Source organism: Halostagnicola sp. A-GB9-2, assembly GCF_030068615.1.
Lineage (GTDB): Archaea > Halobacteriota > Halobacteria > Halobacteriales > Natrialbaceae > Halostagnicola.
Window position 1 is genome coordinate 280,080 of record NZ_JASJOC010000005.1, and the last position, 23,849, is coordinate 303,928.

The 23,849-nt window shown below is 61.2% G+C and carries 24 protein-coding genes; 13 read left to right on the forward strand and 11 right to left on the reverse strand.

Translation table 11 applies throughout. The features are described from left to right. Positions 1 to 3: 3 nt before the first annotated feature. The 5 genes from QNM96_RS14615 to QNM96_RS14635 are packed head-to-tail and all read right to left on the reverse strand — an operon-like array spanning position 4 to position 2,473. Positions 4 to 180 (reverse strand): hypothetical protein, encoded by a 177-nt coding sequence (locus QNM96_RS14615; RefSeq protein ID WP_283837249.1) that lies wholly within the window; start codon positions 178 to 180, stop codon positions 4 to 6. A 5-nt stretch (positions 181 to 185) separates the two neighbouring features. Continuing rightward, complete coding sequence (locus QNM96_RS14620; RefSeq protein WP_283837250.1) at positions 186 to 950, reverse strand: Phenylacetic acid catabolic protein; 765 nt, start codon at positions 948 to 950, stop codon at positions 186 to 188. Further along, the gene (locus tag QNM96_RS14625) at positions 943 to 1,152 is read right to left on the reverse strand and encodes a phenylacetic acid degradation PaaB family protein (RefSeq protein WP_283837252.1); all 210 of its coding nucleotides are present in this window, start codon (positions 1,150 to 1,152) and stop codon (positions 943 to 945) included. Before QNM96_RS14625 ends, QNM96_RS14620 begins: the two co-directional genes overlap by 8 nt. A gap of 2 nt (positions 1,153 to 1,154) precedes the next feature. Next, positions 1,155 to 1,550, reverse strand: coding sequence for an iron-sulfur cluster assembly protein (locus QNM96_RS14630; protein WP_283837253.1), 396 nt, complete (start codon positions 1,548 to 1,550; stop codon positions 1,155 to 1,157). A gap of 2 nt (positions 1,551 to 1,552) precedes the next feature. Further along, the gene (locus tag QNM96_RS14635; protein ID WP_283837255.1) at positions 1,553 to 2,473 is read right to left on the reverse strand and encodes a Phenylacetic acid catabolic protein; all 921 of its coding nucleotides are present in this window, start codon (positions 2,471 to 2,473) and stop codon (positions 1,553 to 1,555) included. A gap of 265 nt (positions 2,474 to 2,738) precedes the next feature. On the opposite strand from QNM96_RS14635, the gene QNM96_RS14640 reads away from it, so the two are divergent. Then, complete coding sequence (locus tag QNM96_RS14640) at positions 2,739 to 3,236, forward strand: GNAT family N-acetyltransferase (RefSeq protein ID WP_283837257.1); 498 nt, start codon at positions 2,739 to 2,741, stop codon at positions 3,234 to 3,236. Positions 3,237 to 3,238: 2 nt separating this feature from the next. Further along, positions 3,239 to 3,523: a 2Fe-2S iron-sulfur cluster-binding protein gene (locus tag QNM96_RS14645; protein ID WP_283837258.1), complete on the forward strand. Its 285-nt coding sequence runs from the start codon at positions 3,239 to 3,241 to the stop codon at positions 3,521 to 3,523. Between the two features lie 665 nt (positions 3,524 to 4,188). On the opposite strand, the gene QNM96_RS14650 is transcribed toward QNM96_RS14645, so the two are convergent. The 3 genes from QNM96_RS14650 to QNM96_RS14660 form a co-directional block, all read right to left on the reverse strand. After that, complete coding sequence (locus QNM96_RS14650; protein WP_283837259.1) at positions 4,189 to 5,820, reverse strand: acyl-CoA synthetase; 1,632 nt, start codon at positions 5,818 to 5,820, stop codon at positions 4,189 to 4,191. Between the two features lie 174 nt (positions 5,821 to 5,994). Further along, complete coding sequence (locus QNM96_RS14655; RefSeq protein WP_283837260.1) at positions 5,995 to 6,768, reverse strand: CoA-transferase; 774 nt, start codon at positions 6,766 to 6,768, stop codon at positions 5,995 to 5,997. Continuing rightward, positions 6,758 to 7,651: a CoA-transferase gene (locus QNM96_RS14660; protein ID WP_283837261.1), complete on the reverse strand. Its 894-nt coding sequence runs from the start codon at positions 7,649 to 7,651 to the stop codon at positions 6,758 to 6,760. Before QNM96_RS14660 ends, QNM96_RS14655 begins: the two co-directional genes overlap by 11 nt. Before the next feature lie 115 nt (positions 7,652 to 7,766). On the opposite strand from QNM96_RS14660, the gene QNM96_RS14665 reads away from it, so the two are divergent. From QNM96_RS14665 to fdhF, 10 genes are all read left to right on the forward strand, one after another. Next, positions 7,767 to 9,041: an ABC transporter substrate-binding protein gene (locus QNM96_RS14665; protein ID WP_283837262.1), complete on the forward strand. Its 1,275-nt coding sequence runs from the start codon at positions 7,767 to 7,769 to the stop codon at positions 9,039 to 9,041. A gap of 117 nt (positions 9,042 to 9,158) precedes the next feature. Continuing rightward, positions 9,159 to 10,028: a branched-chain amino acid ABC transporter permease gene (locus tag QNM96_RS14670; RefSeq protein ID WP_283837264.1), complete on the forward strand. Its 870-nt coding sequence runs from the start codon at positions 9,159 to 9,161 to the stop codon at positions 10,026 to 10,028. Then, complete coding sequence (locus QNM96_RS14675; protein WP_283837266.1) at positions 10,029 to 11,108, forward strand: branched-chain amino acid ABC transporter permease; 1,080 nt, start codon at positions 10,029 to 10,031, stop codon at positions 11,106 to 11,108. A gap of 2 nt (positions 11,109 to 11,110) precedes the next feature. Next, on the forward strand, positions 11,111 to 11,911 hold the full coding sequence (locus QNM96_RS14680) for an ABC transporter ATP-binding protein (RefSeq protein ID WP_283837267.1): 801 nt from the start codon (positions 11,111 to 11,113) through the stop codon (positions 11,909 to 11,911). Next, complete coding sequence (locus tag QNM96_RS14685; RefSeq protein ID WP_283837269.1) at positions 11,904 to 12,662, forward strand: ABC transporter ATP-binding protein; 759 nt, start codon at positions 11,904 to 11,906, stop codon at positions 12,660 to 12,662. Before QNM96_RS14680 ends, QNM96_RS14685 begins: the two co-directional genes overlap by 8 nt. A gap of 25 nt (positions 12,663 to 12,687) precedes the next feature. Further along, positions 12,688 to 13,497 carry an enoyl-CoA hydratase/isomerase family protein gene (locus tag QNM96_RS14690; protein WP_283837271.1) on the forward strand — a complete coding sequence of 270 codons (810 nt, stop codon included), beginning with the start codon at positions 12,688 to 12,690 and terminating at the stop codon, positions 13,495 to 13,497. A gap of 54 nt (positions 13,498 to 13,551) precedes the next feature. Beyond that, positions 13,552 to 14,031 (forward strand): VOC family protein, encoded by a 480-nt coding sequence (locus tag QNM96_RS14695; RefSeq protein ID WP_283837272.1) that lies wholly within the window; start codon positions 13,552 to 13,554, stop codon positions 14,029 to 14,031. An 88-nt stretch (positions 14,032 to 14,119) separates the two neighbouring features. After that, complete coding sequence (locus QNM96_RS14700) at positions 14,120 to 14,896, forward strand: enoyl-CoA hydratase/isomerase family protein (protein WP_283837274.1); 777 nt, start codon at positions 14,120 to 14,122, stop codon at positions 14,894 to 14,896. A 96-nt stretch (positions 14,897 to 14,992) separates the two neighbouring features. Beyond that, positions 14,993 to 16,540, forward strand: coding sequence for an NADH-ubiquinone oxidoreductase-F iron-sulfur binding region domain-containing protein (locus QNM96_RS14705; RefSeq protein WP_283837275.1), 1,548 nt, complete (start codon positions 14,993 to 14,995; stop codon positions 16,538 to 16,540). Next, on the forward strand, positions 16,537 to 19,743 hold the full coding sequence (fdhF, locus tag QNM96_RS14710) for a formate dehydrogenase subunit alpha (RefSeq protein ID WP_283837276.1): 3,207 nt from the start codon (positions 16,537 to 16,539) through the stop codon (positions 19,741 to 19,743). Before QNM96_RS14705 ends, fdhF begins: the two co-directional genes overlap by 4 nt. A gap of 189 nt (positions 19,744 to 19,932) precedes the next feature. On the opposite strand, the gene QNM96_RS14715 is transcribed toward fdhF, so the two are convergent. Next, positions 19,933 to 21,525, reverse strand: a complete 1,593-nt coding sequence (locus tag QNM96_RS14715) for a long-chain-fatty-acid--CoA ligase (RefSeq protein WP_283837277.1) — start codon at positions 21,523 to 21,525, stop codon at positions 19,933 to 19,935. A 278-nt stretch (positions 21,526 to 21,803) separates the two neighbouring features. Here QNM96_RS14715 and QNM96_RS14720 point away from each other — a divergent pair, with 278 nt between their 5' ends. Further along, on the forward strand, positions 21,804 to 22,811 hold the full coding sequence (locus tag QNM96_RS14720; RefSeq protein WP_283837278.1) for a twin-arginine translocation signal domain-containing protein: 1,008 nt from the start codon (positions 21,804 to 21,806) through the stop codon (positions 22,809 to 22,811). A gap of 49 nt (positions 22,812 to 22,860) precedes the next feature. Here the strand turns inward: QNM96_RS14720 and QNM96_RS14725 are convergent, their stop codons facing one another. Next, entirely contained in the window at positions 22,861 to 23,667 is an 807-nt protein-coding gene (locus QNM96_RS14725; protein ID WP_283837281.1) for an enoyl-CoA hydratase-related protein, read from the reverse strand. Next, positions 23,660 to 23,849, reverse strand: a 190-nt coding sequence (locus QNM96_RS14730; protein ID WP_283837283.1) for a 3-hydroxyacyl-CoA dehydrogenase family protein, incomplete at its 5' end; no start/stop codon positions are given. The genes QNM96_RS14730 and QNM96_RS14725, both read right to left, overlap by 8 nt.

Here is a 23,849-nt window from a genome sequence, read left to right on the forward strand (position 1 = left end):
GCGTTATCGGCCGGTTTCCGGATTCTCCCCGTCGTACTTGATCCGTTCGAACATCGTGTTACAGCCGTTGCAGTAGTACTGCGTCTTCGAAATCTCGCTTCCGAAGGCGGACTCCTGTTCCGTGTCGGCAGCGCCACAGAACGGGCATAACACGGGTGAATCTGAAAGCTGATCGTTCATCGTGGTTAGTTCATCGTAAACAGCTTGTTTTTCTCGCCGCGAAGCTGCTCGACGTCAGTTTGACTGATCGAACCGGAGCCGGTTCGTCGTCTGGTTTCGTCCCAGTCCTCGAGGGCGGGTTGGTCCCAGTCGACGTTCTCGAGCGAAACGTCGGTACCGTCGAAGAGGCGTCGGTAGTGTTCGATGTACGCCGCCCGGATCTTGGCGATCGGGCGGTCCGTAAATCCGGTTTCGAAGACCGGATCGGCGTCCTCGTCGTAGGCTTCCGGACCGATCAACGCGAGCGCCTGCGGTAACGTCGTCTCGAGCGTGCGCTGGACGGTCTCAGGATTGTCTTCCGCGAGCGTCTCGAGACGGGCGTCGTGGTACTCGAGGTGGAAGTACTCGTCCTCGCCCATCTTGGTGATCAGTCCATCGAGGTCATCCCGATCGATCGCATCGAGCAGGTACCACGCGGCGCGGTCTGCGGGTGCGATAGACGCGACGTACTCCGTCCAGGTGCCCTCGATGCTGTCGAGGCATGCGGCGTTCGAGAACGCCTCGGGCTCCCGTTGGCCGTTCAACCAGTCGAGGTCTCGTCCCTGGCTTTCGAGTTCCCGGGCCAACTGGCGGACGTGGCCGATCTCTTCCTGGGCCGCGCTCGCACCGCCGATATCGTCCTCGAGCGAGGGACCGGAGAGGCTCCACTCCGCGTACCGGTGTCCAAGGACGAGCTTCGTATCGGAGATCGCCTGCACGTAGTCGACTGCCGGTTCGGGCCACTCACTCACCGGCGGCCACCTCGCGTTTGGGCTGCGTGCCGGTCACTTCCAGGAGGTTTTCTTCGCGAACCACGGTCAGGTAGTTCCAGTCTTCCTCGTCGAACGTATTGTAGGCGTACATCTTTGCTAGTCTGTCGCTCTGTGCGGTGACGTTACCGATGTGCGTGGTATCGTCGCCTTGATTGATTCGTGCGAATACTTCGTACTTCATAGTTAGAGGCTGATTCCCGACTTGCGCATCTTTTCACGAACCGGTTCGGAGAGCATGTCCTTCGACCAGACGGGGTCCCAGACGACCTCGACATCGACGTCGTCGACGCCGTCGGTCAGGGACAGGCAACTGTTGATATCGTTCTGGATCATGTCGTAGGCGGGACAGCCCATACAGGGGTAGGTCATCTCGACCGTGACCCGACCGTCGATCGCCTCGACATCGTAGATCATGCCCATTTCCACGAGGCTGACGGGAATGTGCGGGTCAGGGATTTCGTCGATCATGTCCCAAAGTTCCCGTTCGAACGGCGTCGCGTCGGCGCGGCGGCGCTCGACGAACTCGCTGATCTGGCCGCCCCCTACCGACTCCGCTGCGTTCGCGCGTGCACTCGACATCGTTACCCCTCGAGCTCGACTTTTCCGGACTGAACCATGTTCACGTACTTTTCGTTGGCGGGACCGCGCGAGCGCCACCGGTCCATGACGGCGGACCACGAAATCGGTTCGTCGAAGCGCCACTCTTTGTTAGCGGCGTCGAACGCGACCGGAAGATCGTACTCGAGGACGTATTCGTCGCGGTCCTCGCTGTAGTGGGCGGGAACGTCGAGATCCAGTTCGTCCATGAGCGGGAGCGTCCGCGAGAGCCAGTCCTGACGGAGTTCGTCGTTGGACTTGCCTTTGATGCGGTACTCGAGTTGGTCGTCGTGTTTTTTCTTGTCGTCGGGCATGCCAAACCACTCGACGCCCATCGGGAACATCCAGTCGATCGCTTCCTGGAGGTGTTGTTTGGTCTTCTCGCTGTTGTTCGCGAGCCGACGCATCCAGGTTTCGCCGTGACGGAGGTGGAACTGTTCTTCCTTGCTCACCTTCGTGAGCGCGCGCTTCCACGGCGCGTAGGAGGTGTTCTCGTGGATATCGCTGAGGAGCACGATACCGGCGCGATCGAATATCCCGTGTGCCGTGACGAGTTCGGCGAAGTTGTCGATGTGCTGGTCGAACCCGTACGTGTTACGGAACTCGTGGGGTTCGCGTTCGTAGATGAGTTCCTCTCGGTCCTCGCCGAGGTCCTCGAGCAGGCGATAGGCGATGTGGCCGTGACCGAGTTCGTCCTGAATAACGCTGATACACGACGCGCGTGCGTCGAGCGACGGTGCGTTGAGCGACTGATCGTAGTACGCTGGCGCACTCATCAGCTCCGTATCACCCGAAACCAACAGGATCTGTTTGAGGGCCTCTTTGTACCCGTCGGTCATTTCGTCGGTCGATTCGATCATCTTTCCGTTCTGGAGTTCGTTCTTGAATTGCTTTTCCGTGGGCATAGCTCGTTTCGTCCAACTATCTGTTGACACCCCAGGGTTATAATTGTTTTCTGTATACGCTTAGTGTATTTTCCGGCCGAATTACCGACGGGATTGCCCTGTTAGCGCGCCCGTATGACCGCCACGAACGTTCCACACCCACGTCGACCTCGAAGCCGTAACTACTCCGGTGCAGTAGCGAACCGACTCGGACCGCCCCCATATGTCAGCGCGTACCATTTTTCTATCAGTGCCTTTTTTGGTAGTCCAACTCAGACAGTAGTACATGTCGTACGAAATACGCCAAGCGAGTGCCGATGACGGCGAGGAATTACTGGAACTCTGGCACGGGTTTACCGAGCACCTCTCGAAGTACGATGAGCGGTATCAACACAAAGAGAGCGCAAACGATCGGTGGCTCCAGTACTTCGAGAGCCAGTTGCTCGAGTCGAAGTACGGAACGGTGATCGTCGCCGAACACGAAGCGTCGGGAGACCTCGTCGGCGTGCTCGAGGCGCGCATCATGGGGAATCATCCGATCTTTCGGCTCCAAAATCACGGATACATCAACGGTCACTTCGTCTCGGAAGGACACCGAGGGAACGGCGTCGGCACCGCACTGCTGGACGAAGTTCACGAGTGGTTCTCCCAGTCCTCGAAGGACGTCGACTTCTATCGCGTCGACACCATCGAGGGCGACGACCAATCGCAGGGGTTCTACGGATCCGAGGACTTCGACCCCGTCGAACACGTCTTCGAAAAATCGATCGATCAGGACCACTGACTATGGTCGAGAGTTACACAGTCGAGTTTGTCGACGAAGGGCGGACGATCGAAGTGCCGGCGAACAAGCCGGTACTCGAGGCGGCCGAGGAAGCGGGACTCGCACCGCCCTACCAGTGTCGAATGGGTGTCTGCGGGGTCTGTTGTGGCATGGTCGTCGAGGACGGCGAGGTCGAACAGACAGAGGGAATGTTCCTCTCCGAGAGCGAGAAAGAGGAAGGGTACGCGTTGACCTGCATCGCGAAGCCGAGATCCGACCTCCGCATTCGGACCGACGAGAGCCCCTGATAGACGGTCACCAAGTTCGTTTTCGACAGTTTTTGAACGATAGTGCCAACGCTGGTGAATGGAACCGCTCGCCACAGGGTGTAAACGACAGCCGGTCCGTCACGGAATGGCTGCAGTATACGATTCCCAATAGATTGTATACGGTTTACGTATACATTGCACGTCTACGGAGAGATCGATCCTCACGCCACTATCGAACGAAACGGAGACGGTACCGTTGCGTGACTCGAGCATTGCAACGGAGAGGTTTACATTCGTATTGGTGTAATCTCATTCTCGTCAGAACATGTGGTTAGTGAACATTTATCGTGATGAATAACCCAATTGGTAGAGAACGGCCGCCAGAGGCCCTGAAAATCTTAAATACGGATACCGTATACACTATGTGTTTACGCCCTCCGTATTCCCTCCAAAACCCGGTATCTCGGGGCAAAACCCGCGGTTCGTTACACGTGACCGGAACTTACAACGACCGATACGGCTCGAGAAGAGAGAGAACGTCCGGATACGCGGCGAAACGTCGTCACACCGTTGAACGAACAAAAATCGATTACCCGATCGATGGACACGGTTCGACTGTCCCGTACAGCAGCCGGATCCGAGGTGGAGACAAATGCTAGCGAAACGGTATCATGGAACGGGCCATTTCGATGTCGGCGGCGTTACTACTGTTCACGATCACGCAGTTCGGTTCGGCGAATCTTGCCCGTTTCCGTTCGCGGGAGCGTTTCCATGAACTCGACCGCTCGAGGGTACTTATATGGCGCGAGAGTATTCTTGACGTGATTCTGAATTTCGTCGACGAGGTCGTCGCTTCCCGTCGCGTCCTCGGTCAGGACGACGAACGCTTTCACGATTTCGCCGCGTTCTTCGTCAGGACTCGCGGTTACGGCGACCTCCGAGACTGACTCGTGCTCTTGAACGACAGCTTCGACCTCGGGGCCGGGGATGTTGTACCCGCTCGAGATGATGAGATCGTCGCTTCGCGATTTGTACTCCAGTCGGCCGTCTTCGCGCTGGACAAAGATATCTCCCGGCACCGACCAGCCGTCTTCGACCGCCTCGAGTTGTTTCTCCGGACGGTTCCAGTACTCGATACCGGTCGGGCCGCGAACGGCGAGCAGTCCGGCCTCGCCTCGAGAGAGTTCCTCGCCCGTGTCGGGGTCGATAATCTTGCACTCGTAGCCCGGCACCGGGAATCCGGTCGCGCTGGGGTCGATCTCATCGTCGTGGCGATGGCTGATGAAAATGTGAAGCATCTCCGTGGTCCCGATGCCGTCCAGCAGCGGAATCCCGTACTCGTCTTCGAAGCTCTCGAAAGTCGTCGGGGTTAGCGGTTCACCCGCGCTGAGGCCGACCCTGAGCGACGAAATATCGTATTCCTCCGGTCCGTCAGGATGTTGGGAGAGCATCTGATTGAATCCCGTCGGAATCGAACAGAGGACCGAAACGCCGTGATTTTCGACGGCCTCGAGGAGGTCGCCGGGTGAGGCGTCCTCGACCAGGCTCGTGCTCGCACCGAACCGGAGCGGGAACGTCACGAGGTCGCCGTATCCGTACGCGAACGGGAGCGGCGGGTTGCCGCCGAAGACGTCTTCCTCCGTCGGTTCCAGACAGTACCGCGCGTAGGTGTCCGCGGATGCCAGCACCTGCCGGTGGGTGTGAACCGCCCCTTTCGGTCGACCCGTCGTCCCGCTCGTATAGAGCATCAGTGCTAGATCCTCGCGGGCGGTTTCGTAGGTCTCGAGTTCCTCGTCTCCGTCCTCGAGGAGGCCGTCGTAACTGTGATAGCCATGCTCGACACCGTTTCGCTCGGCGACGACGACGTTCTCGACGGTTTCGAGTTCGGGAAGCGCATTTTCGACTTCCTCGAGGAGGTCGTCGTACACGATGACCGTCGTCGCTTCGGCGTTGTTGATGATGTACTCGAGTTCTTTGGCTCGAAGGAGTTTCATCGACGGCAGTGCGACGGCTCCGATCTTTTGGATTGCCAGACACGAGACGACCGCCTCCGGTCGGTTCGGGAATCGAACGACGACTCGGTCGCCGGCTTCGACGCCCGAATCTCGGAGCGCGTTCCCCAATCGGTTCACCCGTGACTGTAACTCCTCGTAGGTGATCGTTCGATCTTCGAAGCGGATCGCGATGTTATCACCGCGGCCCTCTCGAACGTGCCGATCGAGTAGTTCGTCGACGACGTTCAGCTGTTGGGGGTAATGGGCTTCCGGAACCGGATAGATGTAATCCGGGGCGTCCTCCTCATCTGGTAGAGACTCAGTTGAAACGTTTGGCTGCATGTACGATTAGTTTATCATAGCTTAAAATGATATACCTAACGGTTCTTCTCTCGAGAAATAGGATGGAAGTTACGAGTGTGAAAAAACGCGGAAGGATCAATCACGACGTGGTACTTTCGAGGACAGTTCGGTCGAACGGCCTCGAGTCTCGACTCGTGATCGGTCACTCGTCCGTCAGGTCCAGAACCCGTCAGGGTCGAACGTCCGGATCAACTCGAGTTCCGCCGTCGCCGGCTCCGCGGTCGTCGTCACCGAGCCCTCATCGACATCTTCGGCCGTGTTCATCTCCCACGGGAAGTCGGCGACGACTTCCGACTCGCTGACGCCTGGATGGAGGCTTCGGAGGTAGAGTTCGCCGTCGTCGTCGAACCCGAACGTTGCCTTCGAGGTCACGAGTGCGCTCGGCCCACCGCCAGCTTGCGGATGGGTATCCCGACCGCTCCCGTCGCTCGAGTGACCGGGGCTCGTAACGTAGTTTACCTCCTCGACAAACCGACGAGGTTCGTGGGGCATGAGCAACACCGTTCGATCTGCCATGCAAGCGATATCACAGGCACCACCGCTTCCGGGGAGGCGGATCTCTTGCTCGCCGCCCTGAACCCAGGTCGTGTTCAGGTTGCCGTACCGGTCGATTTCGGCACCGCCCAGGAAGCCGACGTCGACGTCACCGCGCTGGAGACGGGACATGATGTCGATCATTCCCGTCGTCGACACCGCCCGGTTCAGATTCGGAAGATCGCACATCGTGTGAATAAACCCGTCGGCGGGGGAGTCCCGGACGACGCCGCTTTCGTAGACCGCCATCGAATTCGGGGCGTGCGTACTCACCGCGACCTGAAACGCGATAAGGGGTAACCGCATTCCGACGAAGACTGTATCGCTGTCCTCGATCTCGCTCGCGGCCGCGGTGACCATCAACTCACGGTCCGTGTACGTCTTACTGGCCATACTGCACCTCCGCGGCGATGGTCGGCTCGGTTATCCCGAGCTCTCGTTCGACGAGAGACTCGTACTCTTCGCGGTCGGAAACGCCATACACCCACTCGTCTGCCCACTCGTCATAGGCCGACTGCGTTTTCGTCTGGGTGCTGTACTCCAGATAGTACTCGTTGTCCCGGTTGTAGTAGCCCGCGACTGGCGACGGATGTGCCCCGAAGGGACACTCTGCGACAGCCGTCACCTTGTCTCGAGTGATTCCGACCCTGCTCGGGTCGCTCTTGATGACGTCCGGATCGACGATTTCCTCGGCGGTGACGAGAACGTTTTCGGCGGCGCCCACCGCGGGGTCGGTAATTCCCATGTTCCCCCAGAGGTGGGCATCCCCCGCGGGACTCGCGCGCTGTGCGTGAACGATCGTCCAGTCGGGTTCGATCGCCGGGACGAGCGCGAGTTGATCGCCGCCGAAGGGATCGGATTCCTCGAGGAACAGGTCACTTCGTTCGAAGATGTCGCTTCCAATCAACGACTTGGTTGGGAGGTAAGGGACCCCCATCGCCCCGGCTTTTAGGGCGAGCGCGATGCTAAAGTTCGAGTGGTCCTCGACGTCGACCGTTCCGTTCTCGACGGCTTCCCTGAATCGATACCCCGTCCCGGCGCTGACGTTTCCAGCCCAGGCGGCCCGAACGCGGGAAACCGCGCCGCCGCCGATTAGCTGATCGAACAGCAAGTCGCTGATTGGTCCGATCATCGTGAGGTCGTCGGTTCCCTGCCGGAGCAGTTCGTGTCCTGCCGCGAAGGGGATCGAATGCTCGAGTGCGAGCCCGGCCGCGATCGAGCTGCCCGAATCGATTCGAGAAACGGCCTGCTCGATCGTCTCAACTTCTCCTGTCATGTAGTAGCGCATACCAAGCGGAGATATTTAAATCCACGCGATAGCGATCGTATCGGTGATTCACCCACGTACATTAACAAAAGTTATATATACGTGTGGTGTGCACACAACTCATATGTCTCGCAGAGACACGGATATGACTAGCAATCAGGGGGACGGTAGTACGAACCAGGGGAGCGGAGGGGCCTCATCGATGCTCTCTCGTCGAAAGTACCTGGCAGGGACCACCGCGGCCGGTATCACCGCGACGTTTGCAGGCTGTATGGGAGGAGGTGACGACGGGCTCACAGTCGGTTACGCGCTCCCGTTCACCGGAACGTACGCGTTCCTGGGGGAAAGCATCGTCAACGGGTTCGAGATGTTCCTCGAGCAACAGGGCGGAGAAATCAACGGCGAGGAGGTAAACACCGTCCAGCTCGATACCGAAGCGGACACCGACCGCGGCGTGGATGTCACCCGAGAGCTACTGGTCGAAGAGAGTGCGGATGCGATCGTCGGCCCCGTCTCGAGTGCCGTCGCGATCGCGATGATGGGGATCGTCGAAGCCGAATCGAGTGCGATCTGGCTCAACGCGAACGCGGGAGACTACCGCGTTACGGAGGAAGGGTGTCTCGACTACCACTTCCGGACGTCGTTCAACGACTGGCAAACGAGCGCTCCGCTCGCCGAGTGGGTGTACGATAACGTCGCCGACAACGTGTGTCTCGCCTACGCGGACTACGCCTTCGGGCAGAACTCCAAGGAATTCTTCGGCGAAGCGTTCGAAGAGGCGGGCGGCGAAATCGTCGAGGAGGTCGGCATCCCGCTCGGGACGGACAATTACTCGACGTACCTCGGCGATATCGAAGATTCCGGAGCCGACGCCGTCTACTCGTTCTTCGCCGGCGACGACGCGGTCAACTACGTCAGCGACTTCAACGACTTCGGACTGAACGAAGAGATGACCCAGACCGGAAGCGGATTCTTGCTCTCGGAGGACACGCTTCCGGCCCAGGGCGACGCCGCCGAGGGGATGTACTCACTGCTTCACTACACGACGACACAGGACACGGAGCGCAACCGGGAGTTCGTCGACAACTACAGCGAGATGTATGACCACGAATCAGCGAACGTCTACGCCTGCCAAGGATACGACTCGGCACAGGCTTTCAGCGCCGCAGTCGAGGAAACCGGCGGCACCGATCCGGATGAGATGGCCGACACCCTCGCCGGACTGGAACTCGACAGTCCGCGCGGCCACTTCCAGTTCAATCCGGATACACACGAGGCCATCCAGGACATGCACATCCGGGAAGTCGTCGAGAGCGACGACGAGGATTTCGAGGTCGAGAACGAAGTGATCGATACGATCGAACAGGTCGAAGGACCGGACTGGGGTTGCAGTCTCTAACGGACATGATTTCTAAACTACTAATTTGTCTCGAGCGGGCAGGCGAAAGCGGTGACATCGTTCGACGGACGCGTCACCAGCACTGTGGAATCGCGACGGACGGAGTGATACCGACGAATGGTTGAAGCGATCATACGTGCGACGTTGCTCGGGCTCCAGTTAGGGATGACGCTCGCGCTTATTGCGGCGGGACTAACCCTCATCTTCGGGATGCTCGACGTGATCAACTTCGCCCACGGAGCGTTGTTCATGCTCGGGGCCTACCTCGGGACGGTTATCGCCGGACAGCTCGGGAGCTTCTGGCTGGCGCTGTTGCTCGCACCCCTCATCGTCGGCGTTATCGGCGCGGCTATCGAAATTTTATCGCTTCGCCCGTTGTACGGACGAAACCCGCTCTATCACATCCTGTTGACCTTCGGGATCGCGATCATGATACAGGGGGCGATCCTCCAGATCTGGGGCGGCCAATCGAGGCGGATTTCGGTCCCCGAGATCCTCTCGGGATCGGTCCCGATTGGACCGGTTAACTACCCGTTGTACTGGCTGTTCGTCTTCGCCTTCAGTACCGTCCTGATCGGACTCGTCTGGATCGGCATCGAACGGTCGAATCTGGGGATACTGATGCGCGCAAGCGCACACGACACCGAAATGGTGAACGCGCTCGGCATCGACGTCTCGAAGGTGTTCACCGGTGTGTTCGTGTTTGGGGCCGTCCTCGCCGGCGTCGCCGGCGTGCTCTTGAGCGGAACGCAATCCGTTCACCCGGGAATGGGATTCAACGTCATCATCGAAGCGTTCATCATCGTCGTCATCGGCGGACTGGGAAGTTTCCGCGGCGCGGTCTACAGCGCGTTACTGATCGGACTCGTCAGCGCCTACGGCGCGCTGATCGCGCCCACGCTGACCGAACTGTTCCTGTTCCTGTTAATGGCCGTCGTACTGATGATCAAACCGAGCGGACTCTTCGGCACAACGGAGGCAGCATAGATGAAAGCAGTTACCGAATTCTTCGACCGAAGCACGCACTCGAGGACGGGCAATCAGCTCCTCTCGAGTCAGGGGCGGTTCGCGCTGCTCGTTTCCATCGCGGTACTCGCGGTCGCAGCACCGATCGTCCAGATGATCCACCCCTTCTGGTTGAACCTCATGGTTCGGATGATGATCTTCGCGCTGCTCGCGTTGAGCCTGGACTTCGTCTTCGGCTACGCGGGACTCCTCTCGTTCGGGCACGCCGCGATGTTCGGTGCCGGCGGCTACGCAGCCGCGATCGTGATCACCGAAGTAACCCCCCACGCGCTCGTCGTGTTACCGATAGCCGTCGTCGCCGGCGTCGTCATCGCAGCGTTGATCGGCTGGTTGAGCGTTCGAGCGCGAGGAATTTACTTCGCGATGCTCACCCTCGCGTTCGCACAGATGTTCTACGTGGTCGCGTTCACCGACCTCCCGGCGACTATCCTCGACCGAGGCTCGGTCACCGGCGGCGACAACGGTCTCTACGGCATCGGGATGTACGAGCTGTTCGGGATCGACTTCACGTCGACGCTTATGTACTTCTACCTGACGCTCGGGCTTGTCGCACTCTCGCTCGCGATAATCATCCGTCTCGCGAACTCCCAGTTCGGACGGGTCTTGCAAGGAATCCGTGAGAACGAAGAACGAATCGAATTTATCGGATACGACGTACAGCGGTACAAAGTGGTCGGCTTCGCGATCAGCGGCGGTTTCGCCGGGCTCGCCGGCGGCCTGTACGTTCCGTTCCAGAGCGTTGCCCACCCCGGGTTACTCCACTGGATGATAAGCGGAGAACTCATCGTCATGCTACTGCTCGGAGGCATGGGAACGCTCTGGGGGCCGATGCTCGGTGCCGGACTGGTCGTCCTGCTCGAGGAGCAACTCGCCGGCTTTGCGAGCTGGGAGATCATCCTCGGCGGGATATTCGTCGGCGTCGTCATCTTCGCGCCGCGGGGACTGGCCGGAATCCTAATCTCGCTCCGAAACGATCCGGGTAGCGCGGTCGAGAACGCAAAACAGGCAGTTCGAGACTATCTCGAAGCGGTGAGAGGATAACTATGACTACCACGACAACAGAGCCGAACCCGACGGAGTTCGAAGGCGGCATCGTCCTCGAGACGAACGGACTCACCAAAAAGTTCGGAGCACTGACCGCAGTGGACGACGTGTCGCTCGAAATCGAGTCCGGAACGATCAACTCGATCATCGGCCCCAACGGGGCCGGAAAGACGACGCTGTTCAACCTCTTTACCGGAAAGCACGAGCCGACGAGCGGTTCCATCAAATTCCGCGGCGTCGACATCGGCGGGAGGAAGCCCCACGAAATCGTCGCGGACGGAATCGTTCGGTCGTACCAGATCACGAACTTCTTCAGCGAGCTAACGACCCTCGAGAACGTCCGGCTCGCCACCCAGGCGCGCCAGACCGGCTTTCGGCCGACCGATTTCGTACGACACCACGGGTCGGTCCAAGAACCGATCGATGAAGCGAGGAGGGTGCTCGAGCGGGTCCACCTGGGAGACGTCGCCCAGCGACGGGCCGCGAACCTTTCCTACGGCCAGCGTCGGCACCTCGAAATCGCGATTTCGCTTGCGGCCGATCCAGACCTGTTGTTGATGGACGAACCCACCGCAGGGATGAGTCCCGAAGAGACCCGAGAGACAGTCGAGTTGATCACGGAAATCGCAGAGGACGTCACGCTCGTCCTCATCGAGCACGATATGGAGATCGTGATGGATATTTCGGATCGCATCGCCGTGATGAACATGGGCTCCTTGCTCGCTCGCGGAACGCCGGAGGAGATACAGCAAGACGACCGCGTGCAGGAAGCGTACCTCGGAGGTGGTGACCGTGACTGAATCCGGGCACGATCAAGGACGACGCCGGACCGATGGAGGCGACCCCCTGCTGTCCGTCGACTCGATCGACACCCACTACGGAGAGAGCCACATCCTGTTCGATCTGTCGCTCACAGTCGACCGGGGCGATGTCGTCGCCCTGGTCGGCCGAAACGGAGCCGGGAAGACGACGACGATCCGGAGCATCATGGGGCTGACCCCCGTTACGAACGGGCAAATCGTCAAAGGGGGCGAGCAGATACAGGCCCGAGATCCCCACGAAATTCGAAAGGAGGGGATCTCGTGGGTTCCCGAAGAACGACGCGTCTTCAGCGGACTGACCGTCGAGGAAAACCTCCGACTCGCGGCCCACAGCGGTGACGATGAACAGGCCGATCAGTTCGAAGAGATCTATCGACGATTCCCCCGACTCGACGAGCGAAGGGGACAGGACGCCGGGACGATGAGCGGCGGCGAACAGCAGATGCTGGCCATTGCCCGCGCACTGCTGGGTCCCGAAACTGACCTCCTATTGCTCGACGAACCGTCCGAAGGGCTGGCACCGCAGATCGTCGACGACGTCGAGGATATCATTCGAGAACTCAACGAGGACGGCGTGACAATCCTGCTCGTCGAACAGAACGCGGAGATGGCCCTCGGGCTGGCGGATTACGCCTACGTTCTCGAGACGGGCGAAATCGTCCACGAGTCACCCGCCGACGAGTTGGCGACGGATCGTGAGGCGATGGAGTCATACCTCGGTGTTAAATAATGGATTTCTACAGGAGTGAACGACCGTGATTACAGAGACCGAACGCGTCCACGAATCAGTTCGCATCGAACACATCGAAGACGAGTCCGTCGCGCGACTCGTTCTCGAAGCGAACGAAACGTCGTTGAACGTGTTCCACCCCTCGAGTGTCGAAGCGTTGGCAACCGCCGTCGAGTCGCTCTCCGGGGAGGTCGACGCCATCGTCCTCTACGGCGAGCCGGTGTTCTCGGCCGGAGCGGACCTCGACGAGATCGAACAGACGCCACAGGAGATGCGTTCGGCGAAAATAGACACGATCGCCGGCGCGTCGAACCGGTTCATCCGATCCGTTCGGAGCTTTCCGGCACCGGTTATCGCGGGTGTCACCGGCGTCGCCGCGGGCGGCGGACTCGGATTCGTCCTCGCGTCGGATCTCGTCTACATGCACGAGGACGCCGTTCTCAACACGGGCTACGCTCGAGTGGGCCTTACCCCCGATAACGCGGCCCCGTTCTTCCTCGTGAAAACGGTCGGCCCGTACAAGGCCCGCGAGCTGTTTTTCGATCCCGAACCGATTACGGCGAGCGAAGCCGTCGATCTCGGGCTGGCAAACGAGTGTTTCGACGGCCCGGAAGCGACGTTCGTCGACAGGGTTACCGAACGAGCGATCGAGTACGCGAACGGACCGACGGAGACCTACGCTCGGACGAAGGAACTCGTCGACACCGTCTTCGAGGGTCACCTCGACCAGCACCTAGAGGAGGAACGAGCCGCCATCAAACGGATGAGCGATTCGGATGTCTTCGACGAAGGGTTATCGGCGTTCCTCGAGAACCGCCAGCCCGAGTGGGAGTAGGGGGTTTCGCCGACGCGAATCTCTTTGTGTTCGGATCGCCTATACGAGTGTGTAATGACAGCACACGACGTTCCGATTCGGGTCGACCACGTCGGGATCGCCATCGATTCGATCGAGACTGGCGAACCGTTTCTCGAGGCGCTCGGTTGTGAGAAGATACTCGAAGAGCCGGTCGACGACGAATTCAGATGGGCCTACTACGAACTCGGCGACGCCTCGCGGATCGAACTCATCGCGCCGATCGCCGAGGACACGTTTTTGACGAACTACCTCGAGGAAAACGGACCAGGACTCCATCACGTGACCCTCGAGGTGGCCGATATCGACGGGATCATCGGGGCGCTCGGGGACGAAGCGGTTCGAATCGTCGACTATACGGAACGAGACGACTGGACGGAAGCGTTCGTTTCGCCGGCGAACCCGACCGGCACACTGTTTCAACTCATGGAGTACCACGACAGCTACGTCGAAACCCGCGGCGGGGCCGAGAACCCCTGTATCGGAGGTGCTCGCGTCGGTAGCGATGGACGGTGAGCGAGGCGATAGTCGTCTCGCTCACGGACACGAGTACGCGGACGGAGAGACAATAGAATCAAAACGGTCGGGAGCCAAACGGTTGGGTATGGCATTCGAAACGCTCGAGGTATCCGTCGAAGATGGAATCGCGACCGTTCGGCTCGACAACGATCCGGTGAACGCGATCGACCAACAGATGCGCCACGAACTGGCCGAAGCGGTCGACGTGCTCCGCGAGGACCGCGTTCGGGTCGGCGTGTTCACCGGGGCCGACGACGTGTTTTCGGTCGGAGCCGACGTCGGCCTCTTCGAAGAGGCCCAATCGTGGACGACCGCGGAATTTCGATCGAACTCTCGCATCCTCGGAAGAGCCTTCGAGGGACTCGAGGAGATCGAAAAGCCCGTGCTCGCGGCGCTGGACGGAACGTGCGTCGGCGGCGGGCTCGAACTCGCGCTGGCGTGTGACGTCAGAATCGCCTCCCCGGACGCGACGCTCGGATTCCCGGAGCACAATATCGGACTGATTCCCGGTCTGGGCGGCTGTTCGCGGTTCGTCACCCTCGTCGGTCCAGGAATTGCCAAAGACATGATATTCAGCGGCGAGCTCGTCGACGGCGAGCGCGCACGAGAAATCGGGCTCGTCGAGCGGGTCGAGTCGGATCCGAAGGCCGCGGCGCTCGAGTACGCCGACTCGCTGTGTGAACGCCCGCCCCAGGCCGTCGGCCTGGCCAAACGCGTCGTCAACGCCGCTCGCGAGACCGATACGCAGACCGCCGGCTTGCTCGAATCCTACGCCCAGAGTACCCTCCTCGAGACGGCGGATCACCGAGAGGGGATTCGCGCGTTCCGGGAGAAGCGCGATCCCGAATTCACCGGAGAGTAACTACCGGCGTAAATCGCCGCGTCGGCCGCGCCAGCTCGTTGCCGCGTTCTCCGTCGAAGACAAGGTTTACACCATCGGCCACTCTGGGTCCGATCAATGGACGGGAACACAAGCGGGTCGTCACCGGTCGTTCGCGTGGCAGGAACAACGGGTTCGTCGGCGATACGAACTGCCGCCTCGGACGCGACGGGTGACGTTCCGGTCGTCGACGTCGGCTCGACCGGCGCGACCGCGATCGAACCGCTACTGCTGGCGACGCTGGAGGGAGAAACCGCGTTCATCACCGAGTGCAAGCCCGACGCCGCAACGGCCGCCACCGAAGCGCTCGCCGACGGAGAACTACCCGACGAGACGGCGACGTGGGTCGGCGAACACGACCCCGAAACGGCGATCCTTCCGATACCCGAACGCTCCCGGCTCGAAACCGGCGAGCGACGCGTCCTCGAGGCCTGTGGCTGGGTCGACCCGATTAGCGAGGACGACTACCTCGCTCGCGGGACGGTGCTCTCGAGCGAGACGACCGAATCGGACGGCCAATCCCCGCTCGAACTCGTCTCCGACGCCGGCCTTCGGGGTCGTGGTCGAGGGGACGACGCCAGCCACGAACCCGTCGGCGACCGCTGGCAGACTGCGATCGACGCCGACGGCGAGCCGGTCGTCGTCGTCAACGCCAACGAAGCCGATCACCGGGTAACCGTCGACTCGTTGCTGTTGCGTTCGGATCCGTTCAGCGTGCTCGACCCCGCAGTGGCGGTCGCCAACCTGATCGGCGCTCCGAACGTCGTCGTCTACGTCAACGAATCGGACGACGGCGTCCAGCGAACGACGACCGTTGCGGCCGAATCAGTCGCCGCATTCGACGGCCACGACGTGAATGTCGAAGTCGTCGTCGGCCCCGACGAGTACAAAGCTGGTGAGCCGACGATGGCACTCGAGTCGCTGGAAGGAAACGAACGCCTCGAGGCGCGACGCCGACCGCCGGGGCCGGCCGAGTACGGACTCCACGGTCGGCCGACGATTATCCACACGCCGCGGACGTTCGCCCAGATCCGGCAGTTAGCCTCGGACGAATCGGTCGTCGGCGTCGACGCCGATCCGGGGACGCGACTGTTCGACGTCAGCGGTGCTGTCGAGGCTCGCGGAATCGTCGAGCTTCCGACGAGTGCAACCCTCGAGACGGCTCTTGAGGCCGTCGAGACCGAAAAGCGGATGAAAGTCGCATGCGTCGGCGGAACGTTCGGCGGGCTCACGGAGTCACTCGACGTGCCAGCGAACGCGAGCGGCCTCGAGTCGTCGGGGCTCGGAACGAACGGATCGATTGAACTGTTCGGCGACGATCGGTGTGCGGTGGCGCTCGCCGGACGACGAGCCACCTTCGCTCGCGAGCAAAACTGCGGGCGATGCGTTCCGTGTCGCGAAGGCTCCGTCCAGCTGACCGAACTCCTCAGAGCCGCCTACGACGATCAGGACATCGTTGCAGACGCCCGCGAACTCGCCCGAGTGATGGGACGCTCGAGCGTCTGCGGGTTCGGACGGGACGCCGCCCGTCCCGTGACGACCGCGCTCAATCGGTTCGAATCGGAGTTCGCCGCACACACGGACGGCCGGTGTCCTGCCGGCGAATGCGAGGTGAGTCAGTCGTGAGTTCGAACGACGATTCGCAGGCCGGAACAGGTCAGTCGCCGCTTCCCGGCGTCCCCTCCGTCGAAGATCCACAGCCGAGCACGCCGCTAACCGAAGACTTCCAGACCGGCACGGCGAACGATCCGGACGTGCCGACCGGCGACGGTCCGACGACACTCACCGTCGACGGCCGATCGGTCACCGTCAGCGGCGATGCAACGGTGCTCGACGCACTCGAGGCGGCCGGCGACGGCTCGTCCGTTCCGGCGCTCTGTCACTACGACCAGAGCGACGAAATCGGGCCGCGAAGCACGTGCCAGACATGCGTCGTCGAGACCGAAGAACACGGACTGGTCTCCTCGTGTAGCCACCCCGCGGAGGAGGGGATGAACGTTCGAACGGACGATGCCGAGGCGGCGGAGGTTCGGGACGTCAACCTCGATCTGGTGCTCTCGAATCACAACCTCCGCTGTACGACCTGCGGAAAGAACGGCCGCTGTGAACTGCAGGACACGGCCATCGAACAGGAGGTCGAACATCCGCGCTACGGCGTCTTCGACGACCGGGACGCCTACGAACCGCTCGACGACACGTCGCCGTTCATCCAGATCGACCGCAACAAGTGCATCCTCTGTAACCGCTGCGTCGAAGCTTGCAACGACGTGCAGGTCGAAGGCGTCCTGCGAATCGAAGGAACCGGTGAGGATACCCGAATCGGCTTCCAGAACGAGAGCGAGGCGATGGCCGGCTCCTCGTGTGTCTCCTGTGGACACTGCGCGACCGTCTGTCCGACCGGTTCGCTCACGGAGAAGGGCCTCGTCGACAGCGCAACCCTGCCGATCCCCGGGTTCACACAGAAGAACTCGATCGGGAAAGCGATCGAGTACGACGGGGACGACGAGGGCGAGAAAGCCGCCCGCTCCGACGAGAAGGCCACAGCGGCTGTCGACCCCGAGCCGGAGGACTCGCTCTCGGGCGTCGCCGGCGTAATGCAACGCGGGAAACAGCAGGCCCGTTCGGCCCTACGGGGGGCAGGCAAACGCGCTTTCCTCGAGGCCGAACACGCCGCGGAAGGGATGGCCTCGAGCGTCCTCGCCGAGGGACAGATGTTCGACATCGCGGAGTTCGTCTCGAAGCACCGTCTGGACGACGTCGACGTGACCGAAACGACCTGTGGCTACTGCAGCGTCGGCTGTCGATTCGACGTGTACGGGAAAGACGGCGAAGTGCTCGGCGTCCGGCCGACCGATTCGGAGCACGCCCCCGCGAACGACGGCTTCTCGACCTGCGTGAAAGGGAAGTTCGGTTACGACTTCGTCAACAGCGAGGACCGCCTCGAGACGCCGTTGATCCGCGAGAACGGCCAGCTTCGGGAGGCGAGTTGGGAGGAAGCTCTCGAGCGGGTCGTCGAGGAGCTCTCGTCGATTGTGGACGATGTCGGACCGGACGCCGTCTCCTGTTTTGCGTCCTCGAAGTGCACCAACGAGGAGAACTACCTGATGCAGAAGTTCGCCCGACAGGTGCTCGGGACGAAGAATATCGATAACTGCGCGCGGCTCTGTCACTCCTCGACGGTCGCGGCGCTCAAACAGACCGTCGGCTACGGCGCGATGACCAACCGCATCGAGGACGTGGCAAACACCGACTGTTACCTGATCACCGGCTCGAACACGACCGGAAGCCATCCCGTGCTGGCGACCCGAATCAAACAGAACGTCCGGGACGGCGCGGATCTCGTCGTCTTTGACCCGCGGAAGATCGACATCGCCGAACACGCCGACCAGTACACGCGAGTCGAGCCGGGCTTCGACGTTGCCTGGATCAACGGGCTCACGCGATACATCGTCTGGAACGACCTCCACGACGAGGCGTTCATCGAGGAACGCACGAAGCACTTCGACGAACTGAAAGAGAAGCTCGAGCCGTTCACGCCCGAGGAGGTCGAACGGCTCTGTGGCGTCCCGCCGGAGGAATTGAAAAGCGCGGCCGAGACCATCGCCGACGCCGAGACCTGCGTCTTCGGCTGGGCGATGGGCATGACCCAGCACTCCCACGGTACGCAGAACGTCCTCGCACTGGCGAACCTCGCGCTGGTCACCGGTCAGCTCGGAAAGCCTAACGCCGGTCTCTCACCGTTCCGCGGCCACAACAACGTCCAGGGCGGAGGCGGCGACATGGGAACGCTTCCGAACACGCTGCCGGGCTACCAGCCCGTCGACGATCCCGACGCGCTCGAGGCCTTCGAAGAGGTCTGGGGCGAACGCCCGCCCGAGGAGGTCGGGCTGACGGTGCCGGAGACGTTCACGGAGGCCCACGAAGGCAACGTCAAGGCCATGTACGTCATGGGCGAGAACCCGGCGCTTTCCGAGCCCGACATCGGCCACGCCGAGCAGGCCCTCGAGGCGCTTGATTTCCTCGTCGTGCAGGATCTCTTCCTCACGGAGACCGCCGAGCACGCCGACGTCGTACTCCCTGCCGCGTCGTTCGCGGAGAAAGACGGCACGTTCACGAACACCGAGCGGCGCGTGCAACTGGTCGGGAAAGCCGTCGACACGCCGGGTTCGGCTCGGCAAGACTGGCGAATCCTCCAGGAGCTCGCGAACCGCTTCGACTACGACTGGTCCTACCAGTCGCCCGCCGAGGTGATGGACGAGATAGCCGACCTCACGCCGATCTACGGCGGGATCACTCACGACCGTCTCGAGAACGAGGGCGGTCTCCAGTGGCCGTGCCGGGACGCGAACGATCCGGGGACGCCGTACCTCTACGAGGACGGATTCAACTTCGCGGACGGCAAAGCGCGGTTCGTCCCCGCGGATCTGGGCGAACCGAACGAGCTCCCCGACGAGGAGTTTCCGCTGACGATGACAACTGGCCGGGTGCTATATCACTTCCACACCGGCACGCTCACTCGCCGCGTCGAGGGGATCATGTCTCACGTCGCCGAGAGCTTCGTCGAAATTCATCCCGACACCGCCGACCAACTCGAGATCGGCGACGGCGATACTGTCACCGTCGAATCGCGGCGCGGATCGACCGTTGTCAATGCGCAGGTGACTGATCGACCGGACCGCGGCGTCGTCTTCATGCCGATGCACTTCGCGAAGGGGGCCGTCAACGAACTCACCCAGGAGTCGTTCGACCCGACCAGCGGCATTCCCGAGTACAAGGTCTCGAGCGTCCGAGTCGCTCGAGCCGAGACACCACCGCGTCCGGAGAACTGAACTCGGCTCGATTCCGCTCGAACGGGTCCATTCCGGGTGATTCTTTCGGAGAACCGCGTTCGGAGGAGTCCCTTCAGACGAATTCTATCGGAGGCGGAGTTCGCCGGTAGCAAAAATCAGTACGAGTTCGATGACGACGCACTCGAGGCGCTGGAGAACTGCCGTTATCGCCGAAAGCGGACGATACCGCTAGTTGACGTTCTCTTCTGCGTCGCTCCAGTGTTCCTCCCGGAGTTCGAACTTCTGAATCTTCCCGGTCGACGTCTGTGGAAGCGAATCTCGGAATTCGACTCGCGTCGGGCACTTGTAGTGGGCGAGGTGGTCTCGAGTGAACTCGATGAGTTCGTCCTCGGTGAGGTCCGAGCCGTCGCGGGCGACGACGAGCGCTTTTGGCGTCTCGCCCCACTTCTCGTGGGGGACAGCGATAACCGCGGCCACCTGTACGTCCGGGTGCTCGTAGATCGTGTCCTGAACTTCGATTGAAGAGATGTTCTCGCCGCCGGAGATGATGATGTCTTTCTTGCGGTCGACGATCGTAATCATCTTATTCTCGTCGATGGTCGCGATGTCGCCGGTGTGGAACCAGTCGTCGACGCGGTCGTTGAACGCCCGTTCGGTCGCCTCCGGCTTGTTCCAGTACCGATCGAGGACCTGGTTGCCTCGAGCGACGACCTCGCCTTTCGTCTCGTCGTCGGTCGGGACGTCCTCGCCGTCCTCGTCGACGACCCGTATCTTGGTGTTCAACGTCGCGAAGCCGGGTTTGTTGATGATGTCGTACTTGTCGCCGTCCGCGATCTTGCGCCGGGAATTGCTGGTCGTGATCAGCGGTCCGGTTTCGGTCGCGCCGTAGGCGTGGATGATCCGCCAGCCGAGTTCGTCCTCGGTCCGCCGGATCGTCTGCTTTGGCGGGGGACTGGCGGCGGTCTCGACGCGAACCGGCTTCTCGCCGCTCGTCGGAACGTCGGCCTCCTCGTGGTACTCGAGCAGCATGTTCAGGACGGTCGGCGCACCCCCAAGGAAAGAGACGTGGTACTCGTGGATGCGCTCGAAAACCGCTCCGGGATCGAAATTGCGGAGGATGACGTGCGTGCCGCCGATGCCGGTGAGTCCGTAGATGTGCCCCCAGCCGTTGATGTGGAACATCGGCGAGGTCCAGAGGATTGTGTCGTCGTCCTCGAACTCGACGTGGTGGGCGTGGATCATCGCGTGGTAGTGCTGAATGCGATGGGTGTGGACGACCCCTTTCGGATCGCCCGTCGTCCCCGAGGTGTAGAGGATCGTGGCGTCGTCCTCTTCGGAGATATCGACGTTTTCGGGCGGTTCGGGCGAAGACTCCTCGAGCACCGTTTCGTAGTCGTCCCACTCTCCGTCGACGGCGGCGGCGTCGTAGGCGATCCACGACTCGAGGTCGCTCTCGCCCTTGAGGTGCTCGAGTTTGCCCGCGTACTCGTAGTCGGCGATGAGGACGGTCGGGTCGCAGTCGTCGACGAGGTAATCGTACTCCTCCGGTTGCAATCGGAAGTTCAACGGGACGAACAGCGCGCCGATCTGCATCGTCGCGTACAACGTCTCGATGAAGTAGTGGGAGTTCGGCGAGAGGAGTGCGACGCGGTCACCCTTTTCGACGCCGCGGTCGTCCAGCGCGTTCGATAGGCGATCAACTCGTTCGCCGAGCTCGCCGTACGTGAATTCGGTTCCGTCGTCGGCGATCACGCCGATATCGTCGCCGAACAGATCCACCGCCCGATCCAGATAGTCCGTCGTGAGTAATGGCCGTTTCATGAGTGTGTTACTGGTTGGTACTTCGAGAGCTGGCGTCGATGCGGGTCATCTGAACGATCCACCGTAGCATATAACCTAGTCAATTGTACACAAACAACATAATTTAATCTTGCGGTCTCACTGAGTTGGAACCGATCGGAACTCGAGTGAGTGCGAGAGTTCTCGGGCGTTCCTAACAAAGTCGACGATGCGCCACGACGAAAATTCGTTCCAGCGACGGGGTTCGTGGTATCGCGTTGACGAAATTATTTATATACAGGCGACCCAATTTATGTTGTATGGTACCTGTTAACAGGAGAAGGTTCCTCAAATCGGGGACAGCTGTAACGGCAGCTGGGCTAACGGGGATTGCGGGTTGTCTCGGTGGGGACGATGGAATACCGACGCTATCGTATCACTTTACGGTCCCGATCGAAAACTTCGCATCGTTGCTCGGCATTCCGGAGATTCAGGAGGAACTCGAGAACGTCGGCGAGGAGTACGAACTCACCGTCTCGAACGATTCGAGTACGATCGATTCGCTGAACGCGATGGCCGCGGGGGAGTGTGATATCGCGCAGGTGACGACCGAAAGCTACGCGAACGCGATCATGGAAGATGCGGTTCCACAGGGGATCACCAAAATCGCGACCGATTTCTGGGACGCCCACGACGACTTCTACGGATTTACCGTCTATTCCCCGCCCGGTTCGGATCTCACGGAACCCGAAGACATGGAAGGCGCGAGTTTGGGGATCAACGCGATTAATACGGGAATACACGCCACGTACACCAGGAAGTTGATGGATCTCGGATTGGATCCCGAAGAAGACGTCGAGTACGTCGAACAGGAGTTCGGCGCGCTCCCGGCGGCCGCCGAAGACGGCATCGTCGACGCCATCGTTCTCCCGCCGCTTTTCGCCGCGGGCGTCCGCGACGAGTTCAACGCGGTCTACACGAGCCACGAGGTGTTCGACCAGGAGTATCCATTCGCCTACATCGCCGCCGCCAACCGCGCGCTCGAGGACCACGAGGACGCGATCCGGACGTGGGCCGAAGACTACGTCGACATCATCGACTACGTTGAGGAGAATCGGGACGAGGTCGTCTCGCTGGCGGCCGATCACTTCGAAGTCCCCGAAGAACAGATAGACGCCTTCTACCTGACCGAGCACGATTACTACCGTGGGGTGTACGAGGTCGACTTCGAGGCGCTCCAGTTCGCGATGGACGAACTCGAAGAGTCGGGAATTACGGACGACTCGTTCGACGTCGAAGACCACGCGACGAACGAATACCTCCCCTAACGTCGGGAGAGACTCGCTCGAGAGAGATTCGATCCTATCCTCCGCTTCGTCATTCCCCGGTAAACGACGGCTCGCGCCCCTCGAGGAACGCGTCGATCCCCTCGTCTTTGTCGTCGGTGGCGAACAATTGCACGAACAACTCCGCTTCGTAATCCAGCCCCTCCTCGAGGCCCGTCCGGGAACTCGCCTTCACCGCGTTCTTGGCGAACTCGAGGGCGATCGGACTCTTGGTCGCCATCTTCTCGGCCAGCTCGTAGACCCGCTCGTCGAGTTCGTCCGCCTCGAGGACCTCGTCGACAAGACCGATTTCACGGGCCTCCTCGGCGTCGATCAACTCCCCGGAGAGGATCAACCGCATCGCCTGCCCTTCGCCGACGAGGCGGGTGAGGCGCTGGGTCCCGCCGCCGCCGGGAATAATGCCGAGGTTGATCTCGGGTTGGCCGAGCTTCGATCCGGCGGCGGCGATCCGAACGTCACAGGCCTGTGCCAGTTCGCAACCGCCGCCGAGCGCGTGGCCGTTGATTCGGGCGAGTACGGGAATCGATGCGTCATCGACCGTCTCGTAGACGCGCGGGCGTTGGCTGGCCTCGCGCTGCTCGACGACGCCGCGATCCCGAAACTCCGTGACGTCCGCACCGGCGACGAACGCGCCGGAGCCGTCGCCGCCCGTAAGAACGAGTACGCGCACGTCGTCGGCGGCGTCGGCCGCGGCGACGGCGTCTTTGAGCTCCGTCCGGACCTGACCGTTGAGCGCGTTTCGGGCGTCCGGTCGCTCGATCGCGACCGTCGCGACGCGATCCGCGCGGTTGCCGACCTCGACCGAAAGCAGATCGTAGTCGTCCACGAGCTCACTCATCGTCCCCACCCCGATCGCCGCTCGTGTCGATGCGTTCGCCGTCCTCCCAGACGTAGAACCCCTCGCCGGACTTCTTTCCGAGGTTGCCTGCCCTGACCTTCCGACGCAACGTCTGTGGCGGCTTGAACCGCTCGCCGAGTTCTTCACGGAGGTGTTCGGCGATGTGCAGTCGAACGTCGAGA